Below are 14,293 nucleotides of genomic sequence, written 5' to 3' on the forward strand. Positions count from 1 at the left end.
AGGACTACCTCGCGGATCTCGAGCAACCCACACTCGTGGGTGGTACGGGATCAGGCGGACGCGCTCCGTTGCCGGTGTTCACCCGGGTTCAGCTCGAACAGAGCATCACCGAGCACGTTCGCGAGCTGGCCAGACGTAGCGGAGTGACGCTGTCCACCGTCGTCTCTGCGGCGTGGGGCCTGGCATTGCGCGCCGTGACGGGGCGTGACGACGTGGTCTTCGGATCGACGGTTTCGGGACGTTCACCCGAGGTCGAGGGCGCCGACCGCATGGTGGGCTTGGCGCTCAACACCATTCCCGTGCGTGTCCGGGTCCGGCCAGGCGAGGAGATCTCGGCGTTGCTCGGACGCCTGTTCCGTGAACAGGGTTCGCTGCTGGGGCATCATCATCTCGGGCTCGGCGACGTGCAGCGAAGCGCTGGGTTCGCAACACTGTTCGACACGCTCTACGTCTTCCGCAACACGCCTCGTGACGAACAGGCACGTCGAGACACGTTCGGGCGCAGTGGAATCGTCGGGTTCGACGCAGTGGACGGCACCCACTATGCGCTCACGCTCGACGTGGATCCGGGTGTCGGGGATGCGCCGATGGCGCTCACTCTCGAAAATCGTCCCGACCTGATTCCCCACGACGCGGCAAGGGACGTTCTTTCACGCACCATCACGATCCTCGAAGTGATGGCGAATTCCGATACCGCCACGGTGGCGGACACGGCGGTTCCGCTTTCGCACACCCCCGCGGAATTCGCTTCGGAGCACATTGTGATGCCGCGGCCGGACCAGGCCGGCGGTAGCGTGGACGCCTTGCTCCGCGAAAGGGCAGCGGCAACTCCGGACGAGACGGCGCTGGTCTTCGGAGACGTCACACTGAGCGCATCCGAGATGAACACTCGAGTGGACAGGCTGGCACGGATACTCGCGTCGGCGCTGGGGCAGTCGGTGCCAGGCGCGGGATCGACCCGTGTTGTGGCGCTCGCACTTCCGCGTACCGCCGATCACGTCGTAGCGATCTTCGCGGTCATGAGAACCGGAGCGGCATACCTTCCCTTGGATCTGGCTCACCCGCCGGCACGCCTGCGCGAACTGATCCTCGACAGCGATGCGGCGCTGGTGATCACCACGACTCAGACGCGTGACCTTGTTGTTCCGGACGGACAGGTATGTCTGGTCCTCGACGACCCGGACGTAACCGGGGTACTCGACGGGCAGTCCCCGGCACCTGTAGTCGACGAGGCCGCGGTGTGCGGGCCGACCTCACCGGACCAGCCTGCCTACGTCATCTACACCTCGGGCAGTACCGGAAAACCCAAGGGCGTCGTGGTGGGTCACCGCGGGTTGACGACGATGTATCACAATCACAAGGCCGAGATCTTCACTCCGACCGAAAACAGTGTGGGTGGCCGACGTTTGCGCATCGCGCACACAGTCTCGTTCTCGTTCGACATGTCGTGGGAGGAACTGTTCTGGTTGCTCGCGGGGCATGAAGTTCACGTGATCGACGAGCAGGCGCGACTGGACCCCGCGTCTCTGGTGAAGCATTACCGCGAAGTCGGTATCGACGTCGTGAATGTAACCCCCTCGTATGCACGGGAACTGATGGCCGCCGGTCTCCTCGACGGGGAGCGGACGCCTGTGTTGGTGATGCTCGGAGGAGAAGCTGTACCTGCCGAACTGTGGTCGCGATTGCGCGATCAGGACGGTGTCGACGGGTACGACCTTTACGGGCCGACGGAGTTCACGATCAACGCGATGGGATCCCCGGTTCAGGGGAGCGAGACACCGTGCTTGGGTCGTCCGATTCTGAACGCGTCCGCGCGGGTACTCGATTCGGGGCTGCGGGAGGTTCCGATCGGAGCGGCGGGCGAGCTGTACATGTCCGGTGACGGAACGACGATGGGTTACCTTCACCGGACCGCGCTGACATCTTCCGTATTCGTCGCGGATCCCTACTCGGTCGGTCACCGCATGTACCGCACGGGTGACGTCGTTCTGCGTCGCCGCGACGGCGAACTCGAATATCTGGGTCGCGCAGACCATCAGGTCAAGATCCGAGGCATTCGGATCGAATTGGGTGAAGTGGAATCCGCGCTGGCGTCGTTGCCGGGAGTGTTGAGAGCGGCAGCGTCAGTCCGTAGCGAAGGCGGTGCGCCGCCGCGACTGGTCGGGTACGTCATCGAAGAACCTGGCGCTGATTCAACCGATCTGCGAGCTGCGTTGCGGGAACGCGTACCGGCACACCTGGTTCCGTCGGACATCGTCGTCGTGGATTCGATTCCGCTGACGCCCAACGGAAAACTGGACCGCGGTGCGTTGCCGGCACCCCCCGCCCGAGCAGCGGCCCGAGCACCGCGAACCGAGATGGAAAGGCAACTGTGCCAGGTCTTTGCGCGGGTACTCGGCGTCGAGGCAGTCGATCCCGAAGAGAGTTTCTTCGATCTCGGCGGCGACTCGCTTCGAGCCATGCGACTGGTGGGGGAGATGGAGCATGACCTGTCGGTGAGCGTCGGTGTGGGAACGCTGATGGCCCGTCCGACAGTTGCAGAACTTGCAGCACACCTTGGCGAGTCGGCGTCCGAAATCGATTTAAGTCGCGATCGCCTTCTGACACTCCGAGCCGAAGGCAGCGAAGAACCACTGTTCTGCGTGCATCCGGCCGGTGGATTCGCTTGGCCCTTTGCACCTTTGATCGGTGTCCTCGAGGCTGACCGTCCACTGTTCGGCCTGCAACTTCCCACAGTTGCCGGTGAGCCACTCGAACCGACGAACGTGGACCAACTGGCAGCGATGTACGTCGAGTCGATTCGGGACGTTCAGCCGAGTGGGCCGTACCACCTGCTCGGCTACTCGTTCGGTGGCAACGTCGTTGCCGCGATGGCGGCTCAGCTGGTCGATACCGGCGAGAGGGTGGAGTTCGCCGGTCTGATCGATACTCATCCACTGGGAGATCGTGACGATCGCGGTCGCGACGATTCCGACGACCGAGATCTGGCCGCGGCCCTGCCACCCGAGATCCTCACTCAGGCACCGGGACTGGTCGAGGCTGTTCGGGCGGGTTTTGATGCCACTCGTTTGCTCGTCGCCCGCTCGACTGACACAACCTACGACGGACCGGTTACTCTGATCACCGCCGACGCCGAGGCGTCCGGACAGCTGCTGGCCGATCGCTGGCGCAGAGTCCGCGGGGACCGGGACATGGCAGTACACCATCTGCCGTACGACCACGCCGGATTGGTGACCCCAGCCGGGTGGGCGGCCATTGCCCCGCTGCTCGACAGCCACTTGTCGAAACGCACGGCCACATAGTTTGAAAACCACACAGTTGAAACACAATGGGAGCTCAATGATGAAGTCCACACCGCCCCTCGCGATACGGAGTTGGCGACGATTCGTCGCCATCGCAGGGTTGCTGATCGTCGCACTGGTGGCGATGATCGGTTGCAGTAGCGATTCGAACGACGAACCGACCAAGGCTGCAGAGCCCACGACGCGCGTGATCGAAACCGAAAAGGGCTCGGTCACCGTGCCCGCGTCGGCGGAGCGCATCGTGGTTCTGAGTGGCGGTCTCGCCGGATACCTGTACGCCCTGGACGCACCGGTGGTTGCCACCGATACCCGCGTCCTCGGTGTCACGAACCTCGACGGTGGATTCCCGCCGGCATGGTCGGATGCCGCAAAGGCGCAGGGCACCAAGGAATTGCCGGCCGGCGAGCAGCTCAACATCGAAGCCGTCGCGGCGGCTGAACCCGACCTGATCATCGGCGGTGGACAGGGCATCACCTCGGTTCAGGCCGAGGAACTCTACGACCAGCTGACTGCTATCGCACCCACCGTGTTGGTCCCCAAGACGGTTGCCAACTGGGACAAGCAGCTCGAGATCGTCGCCGATGCCGCAGGTCGTTCGGACAAGGTTCCGGCACTGATCAGCGCGTACGACGACAAGGTCAAAGAGGTCAAGGGCAAGATCAAGGTTCCCGAGGGCAACGTCGTCTACATTCTCTCGCTCGCCAACAACAAGCCGTACCTCGTGCCGCCGACGGCAGCGCTCCCCGCAATGCTCGCCGAGCTCGGTTTCAAGGCCGACGACGTCATGGCCAAGGCCGGCAACCCGCAGCTCTTCGGCTCGGGTGACTCGTTCGAGGTCAGCCCGGAACTGCTCTCGCAGGTCGCCGATGCTCCTGTCGCCTTTGTGATTCCGGTGTCCGGTCGCCCGATGGCCGAACTTGCCACCGATCCGCTCTACTCGCAGCTGCCGTCCTTCAAGGCAGGCACGACGTTCGAGCTCCCCGCCACCAGCTACCGTCCTGACTACGACGGCGCAATGGCTACGCTCGACCTGATCGGCCAGACCTTCGCATGACTCGATTCGGTGGGCTGGTGATCGATGTTTCACCGTTGCGGACCAGCCGTCCATTCAGGTACGCGTTTTCCGCGCGATTGATCTCGCTGCTCGGGATCGGACTGCTTGTCGTAGCCGTTCCCGCGCAGACGTACCAGCTCACCGGGTCGACCTTGCAGGTTGCCGGAGTGTCCACGGCGATGGCCATCGCCATGTTCTTCGGCAGCCTGTTCGGCGGTGTGCTCGCTGATCGTTACGACCGGCGACGCACCATCCAGTTGGCCCGCAGTGCTGCGGGTCTCGGCTTTGTCATTCTCGGGTGCAATGCGCTCTTGCCACACCCGTCGATGTGGGTCATCTACGTCGCGGCAGCTGTCGACGGCTTGGCCGGCGGTGTCAGCAGCTCGGCCTTGATGGCTTTGATGCCGACGTTGTTGCCGCGCAACAAGATGGCTGCGGCCGGCGCTTTGGTAGCGCTGACCACCGACATCGGGACGATGATCTCGCCGGCAATCGCCGGCGTGATCATCGCCTCCGGCGGCATCCCCGCGACATACTTTGTTGCTGCGGTGGCCACCGCAGCAACTGTCACGTTGTTCCAAGCCATCGGCCCTTCCCCTGCACCGGGCACGAATCACGAAAGCCCGATGCGCGCGCTTGTGACCGGCGTGAAATTCGCCGGCACGCACACAGTCATTCGCGGCATCCTGATCAGCGGACTGTTGGTCATGTTCGTCAGCGGGCCGATGGTGTTGCTGCCTGCCTTCGTCGACCAGGTTCTCGGCGGCGGACCCACCATGCTCGGTCTGCTCTACGGCGCCCCCGCTGTCGGCGCTGTGGTCGGTTCCCTCACCAGCGGGTGGACGGGACGAGTCCACCGCAACGGCGCCGCGATGTTGATCTCTGTTGCGCTGATGCCTCTCGGCCTGGTGGTACTGGGTGCGTCGGGAGCAGCGATTGTCGCGTTCCTGGGCCTGGCCGGATTCGGCCTCGGCCGCGCACTCAACGACATTCTGAGATTTGCAGTCCTTCAACAGAACACGCCGGACGAATTGCGCGGACGCGTGTCCAGTCTGTGGATGGTGCAAGCCGTCACGGGTACGGCGATCGGTTCGATGGCAGCCGGGTTCCTCGGGCAGTGGCTCGAGCCTGGCGCCGCGCTACTGGTCTTGGGGCTCGCCGGTGTGACACTGGGCCTGGTGCTCCTGGCAGCATTGGGTTCGGTGCGCCGGGTAACTTCGGAGATCAACGAAGTCGATCTCTCCGAAAACACTGTGCCGGTGGGGAATGCTCCGCCGGAAAAGGAAGGTAGTTCATGAACCGAGGAGACCACCTCGCGACCATCGCCGAAGTTCTGGCGGGAACCACCGGCGCAAAAGTGCCGTACCCCATCGGCATTCGCGAACTCGAAGTTGTTCGCAGCGAAATGGTCGGGACCGGACTGTTGCGTCTGACCTTGGGTGGACCGGAGTTGGCGGGCTTCGAATCGCACGCTCCCGACGAGCATGTCCGCCTGGTGTACCCGGATGCAGACGGAACTTTGCGTCTACCCGAACGCGACGGATTCAGCCTGAAGTGGCCTCGTCCATTGCCGATCTCGCGTGAGTACACCGTCCGTCGATACGACGCCGAGGCGGGGGAGCTGGACCTCGACTTCGCGCTCCACGAAGGTGGGTACGCCTCTGATTGGGCTCAGGCGGCCACCGTCGGCACTCGGGTGCACGTGGCAGGTCCGCCCGGCGGCGTCGTAGTTCCATGGACGTACGATCGCTATCTGCTGGCCGGTGACATCACCGCCCTTCCTGCCATTGCTCGTTGGCTCGAGATGATGCCCGCTGCTGCCGCCGGGTGGGTGTTCGTCGAGATCACCGACCCTTCACAGGAAATCGAACTCACTGTTCCGGAAGGAGTCGAGGTGCGATGGTTGCACCGTGGTGACGTCCCAGCCGGTCACTCGGATCTGCTCGAGCAGGCAGTCCGGACGGTCACCGTGCCCGAAGGTGAGCGCCTCTACGCCTGGATCTCCGGTGAGGCCACCAGTCTCAAGCCGATTCGCAGATTCGTACGCGACGAACTCGGCCTGAGTTCGGGCGACCACCTGATCACGGGCTACTGGAAGCGCGGAGTCGCAGACTTCGACGAGGACGACGACGACCACTGAACATCGGTTGACGCCGGTTTCGGCATCGTCACCGCGACAACGAGTCCGACAATCGCAACGATTGCCGCTACTCCGAAAGCCGTGGCGAATGCCGAGTGCTGGGGAAGGCCGCCGGATGAAGTCGCGCTCGCGATGATCCCGGCGGCAATTTGGGTTCCCACAGCAGAACCCAGCGATCTGGCGATCGTGACTATTGCCGTCGTGACACCTACGCGGTCTGCCGGTGCGCTGTCGGCGGAGATGACGAACACTGCCGTCGACGCGGCGGCAACGCCGGTACCCGCAAGGATCAGCACCACAACGATCTGCCACATCGTGGTTGCAAAGACCCCGACGGCGCCGCTGAGGCCGAGAAAGGCAACTCCCGCTACCGCAATGGCTTTCGTGCCGACCCGTTGTGCGAGCTTTCCGGAGATCACCGACGCGATCACCGCTGCGCCGTAGCCGACGCACAGCAGGAAGCCGATGGCGCTGGTCGACGCACCGCGGCCGAATCCGCTCTCTGCCGGCACGGCGAGTTGCTGCGGAAGTAGATAGACAACAGCGCCGTAGGTGAACCCGAAAACCACGCCGACGACCACGGCGCTCCACATCGAACGATGCCGCATCATCGTCAGGTCGACCATCGGCTCGGTTGTCCGGCTCTGATACCTGGCCCAGATCGTGAACACGGCAGCGGAAGCGAGAAGTAGCAGCATCGACGTCGGTGCGCCCCACCCGTTGCTCGATGCGCTCGCCAGCCACGCCGTCAGCGTCAACAACCCCAGCGCCAATCCGCCCGCTCCCGGCCAATCGAGGCGGCCGCCGACGTTCGACATGTGATCTCGTGGTGCGCTCACGGCAAAAGCAATTGCCCCGAGCAAAACGAACGCGGTCGGAACTGCATACATCGCGCTGCGTGAGACGTTTTCCGCGACGGGCCCGGCCAATACGACTCCCAGAGCGCCGCCGGCCACGACGACAGCCCCGAGCAAACCCGTGGCCGTCTTGAGTCGGTCCGAGGACAAAGTGCGTCGTAGGACCACGAAGCTCACGGGAAGCAACCCGAGCCCGAATCCCTGGAGAAACTGGCCGAGGACGAACAGCGGGAAGATCGTTGCAAGAGCGGACACGCTGCCGCCCAGGACGACGATTGTCGTGATCGCGAGCAAGGTGGGGCGGGCGCCGTACACGTCGGCTATTCGCCCGGCCATCGGTGTGACGAGAACAGTGCTCAACGTCAGAGCGACGGATGCGAGCGCTCCGACGTCGGCCGTCACTCCGAAGTCTCTCTGTATCAGGGGGAGTGCGGGGACGATGATGCTTTCGAGCGCGGCGACGGCAGCGATCAGCACGGTCAGGCTTGCGATAGTTGCTACCGGTCGCGGCTGATTTCCGGAGATGCTCTCTGTGGTCATCGTGCTCTCTTTCGATCGGGGAGTGAGGAGCTTCTGGACACGACGAAGCGCCGCCCCAGGAAGAGTCCGGAAGGGTTGTGGCACTGGGTATATAGGTCAGTGCAGTAGAGCGTCTTGTTATTTCGTTACGCGTACCGTTATTGTGGAGAAATGTAATCGGATTCAGCGCACAAAGCAAGAGTCGGATGGGGCGGAATTGACGCGAAGTATCGCGAGACCGCAACCGGCAGACTTTCGCTGTTGCCGTCGGTCAGGGTCAGGTGATGTGACGATAGGGCTTTTTTCTCGTCCAACATGACGCTGGTCACCAAAAGGGCTCTGCCAGCAGGGAGTTCATCTGCCGGACACATCCAAGGTCCCCGTTTGAATGCCGGGTTTGCTAGCTTTCTGCCTGTGACGCGACGTCACGGAAAGTTCACGAATCACGGAGGATCATCATGGGTTCTATTTCAACGATCATCGGCATCTTCGAGCTCTACAAGCTGCTCGAGCCGCTCCTGAGTTCGCTGAGCTGATTCAGGTGTGATTTCGCTGTCGAGCCGGGGCGCCGAGGGACTCGGCTCGGCAGCGGATCTCGAGGATCTGGCGCGATCAGGACCCGTGGAACGGATGTCGGCACCGGCAGAATTCCATCGCTCCGGTGTAGTGGTCCATCACCAGGATTTCTGCGCACCGAGCGGGTTGGGGCGCGAACCTGAGGCAGCGCTCGATCCAGCCGCGCTCGAGCGAAGGGGCCGGGTGCGCGCAGTTCCCGCATCGGCCGGGACGTTCGGCGACACGTACGGAACCGTGGTGCTCCGGGGGCATGCCAAACATCTTGGTGGTGCGATGTTTCCAGGGCAATGGTTCGGCTCGAGCGGAAGCTATGTCACGAAAGCCCGGCGGCGATATACGAGGACCGAACCCGTTGAGGCTGGCTACCTGGCTACCTGGCTCCCTGATAATCCGATTGCCCAGACTGAGTTTTTTGGTGCAAGCTGCGGCTACTGCGCTGACGCCCAGAAATTCTCGGACTATCTGGGCAACGATCATGTGGTGGTAACCGCGAACAGAATCCGATCCGGCTCGCGTTGCATACGGGTGATCGCGACGCGGCCCCCGATCCAAGCACCAAGTGCACCAATCGCAACAGCGACAGGGATGGCGAAATAGTTCACCGGGTTCGGTAGCAGCGCCCCGAGTAGAACGCCGGGCGCCGTTGTCGCGGCGAAGATGACGATGGCGAGGATGATCAGTCCGAAGGACGAGCCGTTGAAGGACCCGCGGGTGTTCAAGGAGAACGTCTTCTTCATCTCCGGAACCGGGTAGGGCGCTTTGGCGGATATCGCCACTACCAATCCTGCACCGACTCCCATCATCGAAATGCCGACGGCGATCGGCACGGCCAGTCGGTCGGTCCCGAGGTCCCCGAAGATCCGTGCAGCAGCTGTTGCGACGACCACGAAGGGTGTCATCACGATTGCCCACGCGATTTGTCGGCCCCGGACGTCAGCGGCAGCGGCTTCGGGGATCATCACCAGATGCCAGATCGATGCGCCGTCGAATCCGTACAGATTCGATCCGGCTGCCATTGCCAGGTAGATCAGGAACCAGGCACCCCATGCGGCGGAGAAGGGGATCGATGACGAGATCAGCGGTCCGAAGCCGGAGACCAAGGTCATGATGGCAACGGAGAGCAGTTGTGTTCGTCGGCGCATGTCGCCGTGCCAGAGCGAAAGCTCGCGAGAGATGACGGTGCCCAGTCGGGATGCGCGCCAACCGGTTCGAATGTCGCGGCCCTGGTTCTTCAATTGCACGGAAGTGGCGCCCGCTGATTCTGCGACCTTCCCGTTGAAGTAGCGAACGACCAGGCGTTGCCATGACCACAGCAGTGCGAGATCGACCAGCACCAGGGCGAGGACTGCTCCGGCGGCGAGGAGCCAGGCGCCTCCTGCTGCTGCGTCGACACTGGTGATTCCCCACGCGAACGGGATCGAATGCGCGACCGTGAGCGGCCACGTGACGTCGCCGTCCACGACCGTGCCGAGGCGACTCTGCAGCGGAAATTGCAGCAGATACAGCCCGCCGAAGAACGTGCCGAATGCCAACAGTCCCAGTTCGCGGCTGCGACGACTCCGCAGGAGCTGCGACATCGCCAGCATCGCGACCCGTGAGGTGCCGACCATCAGCAGGACCGTTGTGGGCCACGCAACGATCGCCAGAGGCAACGCGGCAGCATGGTGGGTTGCTGCATAGATCGGTATCGCTGCGGCAGCCAACGCGGTGATCGGGACGGTCATACCGACCAGCGACGTCGAGAACAGTGCTCTGGCGAGTCGGACGGGTTCCAGGGGGAGTAGTTGGAAATGTCTGGGGTGAAGATTGTCATCTGACAGACCAGACATGATCGGCATCAAGATCCACATCACGCCGATAGCCGACAGTGCGAGACTGGTTGTGCCGCTGACGAGTTCGGAAGAGCTCGCGCTCGTCCCCGAGGCTTGCAGGCACAGCAGAGCTGCCCCCAGAACGCCGAAGAGTGCTGCCACGACTTTGATGACGGCTCTGCCGCCGGTGAATTGACGTTTGTAGAGGGTCACGCGCATGCGGAGAACAGTGCGCCACAGTGAGGTTGGGGCGCTGCGCGTCGTCGGCAAGCTCGTAATGCTCATGCGCGCATCCATGACAGTCCGTCGGGATTGGGACTGCGGCTGCCGACAAGGCGAACGAATGCCTCGTCGAGTGTGTTCCCTGCGCGCACCTCGTCGACCGTTCCTGAAGCCACGACGCGACCGTCTGCGATGACTCCGATGTGAGTACACAGTTGTTCGACAAGGGCCATCACGTGACTGGAAAGAATGACCGAGCCACCTGAGTGGACGAACGAGAGCAGAATGCTCCGAATTCCGGCCGAAGAAATGGGGTCGACAGCTTCGAACGGCTCATCCAGTACCAGTAAGCGAGGGCCGTGCAACAAGGCCGAGGCCAACCCGATTTTCTTCGTCATGCCCGCTGAATAATCGGCGATGACCGTTCCACCTGCATCGGCGAGATCGAGCGCGGCCAACAGTTCGTCGCGTCGTGACGCGATGACGTCCTCTGGCATGCCGCGCAGGCGTCCGAAATAGGTGAGTAGTTCATGGCCGGTGAACTGGGCGGGTAGCGCCAGACCGTCGGGTAGAACGCCGAGCAGACTCTTCGCTGCGACAGGGTCGTTCCACACGTCGTAGCCGTACACCAGGCTGCGACCGTAGTGCGGGCGAAGCAATCCGACAGCCATCGACAGTGTGGTCGTTTTTCCCGCACCGTTAGGGCCCACCAGGCCGAACAACGAACCTGAGGGCACCGCGAGGGAAAGGTCGTTCACAGCAACTTTCGCGCCGAACGCCATGCAGAGGTGTTCCACCTGTAAGGCCATCGGTCCGGGAGGCAACTGGCCTGTCTCGGGGAGAGGGTGCATCGATCGAGGGTAACTGTCCGGAGCCCTGTGCGCGGAGACAGAGCGGAGCGATGCAGGCTGCGTGCACCGAATGTCATCGGTAGGTGGTTGGTCGCGGCATGAGTCGCTGGTTCGCAAGCTGAGCGGATGGCAGGAGTCGAACCTGCGTGGACGGTTTTGCAGACCGCTGCCTTGCCGCTCGGCCACACCCGCATTGATCCAATTATGTTCGTAGTGAACAACAGTCGCCAGGATTGTGATCAGGGTGAATTGATCGCTATGTGACGGATTGTAGGGAAGGCGGTGAACTGGCGGGCTAGGCGCGGGAGAACACCGCGACCAGGAATTCGGAATTGTCCTTGAACGGGCGCAGGTCCCACGTGGACAGCAGCAGATCAGCCTCGAGGCCACTCGCGGCCGCGTCGGCGAGAAACTCGGGGAACTCGTAGCCGCGGCCGGCACCGAATCCGATGACCACTCGGCCGCTCGGAGCGAGATGACGAGCAAATCCTGACAATACTGCTTGCCTGGTTGACGGAGCGAGAAACGCCATCACGTTGCCTGCCGACACGATGACGTCGAAATTCGCCTCGACACCGCGGGCCGGTAGATCGAGCTCGGAGAGATCGCCGACAAGCCACGTAGGGCCGGGGTGGTCCTCCTCCGCGGCAGCGATGAGAACCGGGTCAACGTCGACTCCGACAACCACATGCCCGACGTCGTGCAGATAACCGCCGAGTCGGCCCGGCCCGCACCCTGCATCGAGAACCCGGCCACCGCGTCCGAGCATCGCGTCGATCAAACGTGCCTCCCCGACAATGTCCTTGCCGTCCGCTCTCATGGAACGGAAACGCTCGACATATCGTGTGGAATGCGTCGAGTCGGCTGCAGTGATCTCTTCCCACTGGCTGGGGATGCGCTCGTTCGGGGCCTGTGCAGTCATCTTTCGAGGGTACCGACAGCTCACCGGGTGCCGACGACCGTCCCGTCTGCGGCATATCCGACGAGGGTTGGACGAGGGGAGATGAGCGAGAGGGGAATCCATCCGTAGAAGCGGTCTTCGGCAAGAACTGTTGGATAGATTTGGCCGTCTGCGGTGTGCAGTTCGGCCCGAACGGCGCCTCCTGCCCCTGCGTCGTAGGTCGCCTCGTGCGGACCAGCAACCATGATCCCGGCTCCGCCTCCGAATGAATCTGCGCCGTACAAGTCATCGTTCGATCTGCAGCCGTGTCCGAGGTTGATGAATTTCGACGGACCAACCTTGTCGGTCTCGGATGACGTCTCGAAAACCGGGGCGACGCACCTCCAGCCATCAGCGCCGTGGGCAACGAAGACGCTGAACACGGTTCCGTCAGGTCCGGGGACGGACCCGACCCGCTCGGCGGTGGACGGATCTATTCCGCCGTTGGTTCCCGGCATGGTCTGCCAACCCGAGTACATATCCGTAAACGGTTTTGGCATCATCGCCGTGGCAGCGGCGCAGCCCACCATTCCCGCTGCACAGAGCATCGCGACGAGAGCTACGGCGCCTACTCGGCGGCGTGGAACTCTGGGTGTTCCAATGTTGTTTTCGTCAGCGATGATTCGGATGCGAGTGGCAACCTGGACGTTCTCGGGCCAGAGCTCGGCGGAAAGAGAATCGGTCGGCCGCAGCTTCTCGAGGGTGGTCAGCAGATCTTTGCTCATGGAGTACTCCCGTGTTCGGCGGCAGCGCAAGGTCGGGCGGTGTTCATCGGGATCGCGGTGTCAGGTTCTGAAGCCAACCCGGTGCTCAATCGACGCCGAGCGCGAAAGAGTCGAACATGCATGGCTGGAACCGAACATCCGGCGACCCGCGCTGCTTCGGTGGCGGTCAATCCGTCCCAGGCAGTCAGGAGTAGGGCTTCACGCTCGGTGACGGTGAGTGTTGTCAGTGCTTCGAGCAGTTCTGTGCGGTCGGTGACAGTGACGTCGGCGCCCGGCGTCGATGCCGCAATCTGTTCGATGCGTCGCATCTTCTCGGTCAACGCATCATGGCGCCGAACGCTCCGACGGTTGTTGTTCACGGTGTTTCGAGCCACCACCAACAGCCATGGAAGTGCCTGTTCGGGCACTTCGTCCAAGCGTCGCCAGGCAACGAGGAACGTCTCGGAGACAACTTCCTGTGCGCTGTGATGATCAACGTGGCGGCAGGTATAGGCGAACACCCGACCGGCGTAGGCGTCCCACAGGACGGTGAAACGCTCTTCGTCGCTCGGTGGTGGCCCGTCCTCGGATTTCGGCGTCATAAGAAGAGATGTCCGGCTGGTTGCTGATCCTTACAGCGTGGGCGCCAATGGACGGAATGCCGTGTTACTCCGGCCGAGGATTCCGACGGTCAGGAGCAACAACGCAAGGATGTACAGCGTCATGATCCAGATGCCGGCAGCGGCAGGCTGCCACTTGTTCGCCTGACCGAGCAGGATCAGGGCGTCAGAGGTGAGGAACAGTGCGCCGCCGATACCGGTGATCGTGTTGTAGGCCAGTGCGGTGGACGCGGTTCCCACCAGGATTGCGGCGTACACAGGGACGGCAATCCGAAGTGCCGGTTCGAGACCGGTCCAGGCGTACGACACAAGGGCAATTCCGGCAACGGCGTACGCGCACAAAAACCATGGCCGCCTTCGTATCTCCCGAAGAGCGCCGTGCGAGAGAAAGAATCGGATGAAACAGACGTGACCGATCGCGAAGGCGGCCATCCCGATGACAAACGTGGAGTCCCAGATCAGGAACAGGTCTCCGAAAGCGCAGGCAATCAGCGCAGCAGCAACAATCCTCGGTCCGCCTTGGTCGACAACCCAGGCAGCCAGAATCGGCGCGAGCATGACCTTGGTGATCCCGTCCCAGGGCACAGCATCAGCGGCATTCAGGATCAGATGAAGAATCGCCACCGCGGAAAACCCGACAAACCATGGCGACCGGAAGGTACTCGGCAGTCCGGCGTCGCGAACAGATTCACGCATC

The 14,293-nt window shown here is 62.8% G+C and carries 11 protein-coding genes and 1 tRNA gene; 4 read left to right on the forward strand and 8 right to left on the reverse strand.

What is annotated here, in order from left to right; translation table 11 throughout:
* The 4 genes from RE4_RS09070 to RE4_RS09085 form a co-directional block, all read left to right on the forward strand.
* Positions 1-3,302 (forward strand): non-ribosomal peptide synthetase (locus tag RE4_RS09070; protein WP_155716978.1); only part of this gene is annotated, 3,302 nt, incomplete at its 5' end.
* Positions 3,303-3,342: 40 nt separating this feature from the next.
* Positions 3,343-4,356, forward strand: coding sequence for a Fe2+-enterobactin ABC transporter substrate-binding protein (locus RE4_RS09075; protein ID WP_029538034.1), 1,014 nt, complete (start codon positions 3,343-3,345; stop codon positions 4,354-4,356).
* The gene (entS, locus tag RE4_RS09080; RefSeq protein ID WP_007735127.1) at positions 4,353-5,654 is read left to right on the forward strand and encodes an enterobactin transporter EntS; all 1,302 of its coding nucleotides are present in this window, start codon (positions 4,353-4,355) and stop codon (positions 5,652-5,654) included. Before RE4_RS09075 ends, entS begins: the two co-directional genes overlap by 4 nt.
* On the forward strand, positions 5,651-6,496 hold the full coding sequence (locus RE4_RS09085) for a siderophore-interacting protein (protein ID WP_060938466.1): 846 nt from the start codon (positions 5,651-5,653) through the stop codon (positions 6,494-6,496). The genes entS and RE4_RS09085 overlap by 4 nt, the downstream gene beginning before the upstream one ends.
* Here RE4_RS09085 and RE4_RS09090 read toward each other — a convergent pair.
* From RE4_RS09090 to RE4_RS09125, 8 genes are all read right to left on the reverse strand, one after another.
* Entirely contained in the window at positions 6,445-7,893 is a 1,449-nt protein-coding gene (locus RE4_RS09090; RefSeq protein ID WP_060938467.1) for an MFS transporter, read from the reverse strand. The two genes, RE4_RS09085 and RE4_RS09090, sit on opposite strands and share 52 nt — an antisense overlap.
* A gap of 1,028 nt (positions 7,894-8,921) precedes the next feature.
* Positions 8,922-10,544, reverse strand: coding sequence for a hypothetical protein (locus tag RE4_RS09095; protein WP_060938486.1), 1,623 nt, complete (start codon positions 10,542-10,544; stop codon positions 8,922-8,924).
* Positions 10,541-11,332, reverse strand: coding sequence for an ABC transporter ATP-binding protein (locus RE4_RS09100; RefSeq protein ID WP_019748159.1), 792 nt, complete (start codon positions 11,330-11,332; stop codon positions 10,541-10,543). The genes RE4_RS09095 and RE4_RS09100 overlap by 4 nt, the downstream gene beginning before the upstream one ends.
* 121 nt (positions 11,333-11,453) lie before the next feature.
* A tRNA-Cys gene (locus RE4_RS09105) sits at positions 11,454-11,524 on the reverse strand.
* A gap of 103 nt (positions 11,525-11,627) precedes the next feature.
* On the reverse strand, positions 11,628-12,254 hold the full coding sequence (locus RE4_RS09110) for a class I SAM-dependent methyltransferase (RefSeq protein WP_019748160.1): 627 nt from the start codon (positions 12,252-12,254) through the stop codon (positions 11,628-11,630).
* Positions 12,255-12,274: 20 nt separating this feature from the next.
* A complete protein-coding gene (locus RE4_RS09115; RefSeq protein ID WP_060938468.1) occupies positions 12,275-12,997 on the reverse strand; it encodes a hypothetical protein in 723 nt (240 codons plus the stop codon).
* Positions 12,994-13,578, reverse strand: a complete 585-nt coding sequence (locus RE4_RS09120) for an RNA polymerase sigma factor (protein WP_046378461.1) — start codon at positions 13,576-13,578, stop codon at positions 12,994-12,996. Before RE4_RS09120 ends, RE4_RS09115 begins: the two co-directional genes overlap by 4 nt.
* A 30-nt stretch (positions 13,579-13,608) precedes the next feature.
* Positions 13,609-14,292 carry a lysoplasmalogenase family protein gene (locus RE4_RS09125; protein ID WP_060938469.1) on the reverse strand — a complete coding sequence of 228 codons (684 nt, stop codon included), beginning with the start codon at positions 14,290-14,292 and terminating at the stop codon, positions 13,609-13,611.
* Position 14,293 lies beyond the last annotated feature (1 nt).

Origin of the sequence: Rhodococcus erythropolis NBRC 15567 (genome assembly GCF_001552595.1) — a bacterium.
Lineage (GTDB): Bacteria > Actinomycetota > Actinomycetes > Mycobacteriales > Mycobacteriaceae > Rhodococcus_F > Rhodococcus_F erythropolis.

Excerpts from the sequence above, each read along its gene's own strand:
- entS (WP_007735127.1), top strand. The coding sequence starts at position 4,353 with ATGACTCGATTCGGTGGGCTGGTGATCGATGTTTCACCGTTGCGGACC.
- RE4_RS09090 (WP_060938467.1), bottom strand. The coding sequence starts at position 7,893 with ATGACCACAGAGAGCATCTCCGGAAATCAGCCGCGACCGGTAGCAACT.
- RE4_RS09075 (WP_029538034.1), top strand. The coding sequence starts at position 3,343 with ATGAAGTCCACACCGCCCCTCGCGATACGGAGTTGGCGACGATTCGTC.
- RE4_RS09100 (WP_019748159.1), bottom strand. The coding sequence starts at position 11,332 with ATGCACCCTCTCCCCGAGACAGGCCAGTTGCCTCCCGGACCGATGGCC.
- RE4_RS09085 (WP_060938466.1), top strand. The coding sequence starts at position 5,651 with ATGAACCGAGGAGACCACCTCGCGACCATCGCCGAAGTTCTGGCGGGA.
- RE4_RS09095 (WP_060938486.1), bottom strand. The coding sequence starts at position 10,544 with ATGAGCATTACGAGCTTGCCGACGACGCGCAGCGCCCCAACCTCACTG.
- RE4_RS09125 (WP_060938469.1), bottom strand. The coding sequence starts at position 14,292 with ATGCGTGAATCTGTTCGCGACGCCGGACTGCCGAGTACCTTCCGGTCG.
- RE4_RS09110 (WP_019748160.1), bottom strand. The coding sequence starts at position 12,254 with ATGACTGCACAGGCCCCGAACGAGCGCATCCCCAGCCAGTGGGAAGAG.
- RE4_RS09115 (WP_060938468.1), bottom strand. The coding sequence starts at position 12,997 with ATGAGCAAAGATCTGCTGACCACCCTCGAGAAGCTGCGGCCGACCGAT.
- RE4_RS09120 (WP_046378461.1), bottom strand. The coding sequence starts at position 13,578 with ATGACGCCGAAATCCGAGGACGGGCCACCACCGAGCGACGAAGAGCGT.